The following is a 488-nucleotide window of genomic DNA, read 5'->3' as shown; positions in this document are numbered from 1 at the left end:
GCCATGCCCGCGCCGGTGCCGCCCAAAGAAAAGCGTTCGGTCGAGGGCAGCTGGTCGCGGGAATATTGCGCCCTCGCGTTGAGTTTGACGGCAACGCGCTTGGACAGACTGCGCACGGCGACGGCCTGCACATTGACCTTGGTGAAGATTTTTTCCGAAAAGCCAGTGAAGGCGCGTGCGCCCAACAGGCCGATGCCACGGCTGGCGACGGCGGACAGCGCCTGCCCCTGCGTCTGATCGGAATGCGACCAGGATGCGCCGAGCCGCACCGAGCGGGAACGGTAATCGCCAAAGCGGACGTCGAGGAAATAATTGCTGCTGTCGATCCCGTCGATCGAGGCATTGATGGTGAGATTCGTCTTGTTGGAGCGGACCAGCGCATGGCTGATCGTGACGCCTGCCAGCGTCGCTTCGCCTTCGATCGGCCGGTCGCGGACGCGGCTTTTCATATGGGCGATATTGGCCGACAGGGTGGTGCCGTTGCTGCC

Annotated in this window: 1 protein-coding gene; it reads right to left on the bottom strand. The window is 63.3% G+C overall.

Annotated elements, in window-relative coordinates; genetic code table 11:
- A partial coding sequence (locus MKZ40_RS16915; RefSeq protein WP_282627984.1) for a ShlB/FhaC/HecB family hemolysin secretion/activation protein occupies window positions 1-488 on the bottom strand: 488 nt, incomplete at both ends.

Origin of the sequence: Cobetia sp. BMC6 (genome assembly GCF_029991385.1) — a bacterium.
In the GTDB taxonomy this organism is placed as follows: domain Bacteria; phylum Pseudomonadota; class Gammaproteobacteria; order Pseudomonadales; family Halomonadaceae; genus Cobetia.
This window is presented reverse-complemented; position numbering and strand designations above follow the sequence as displayed.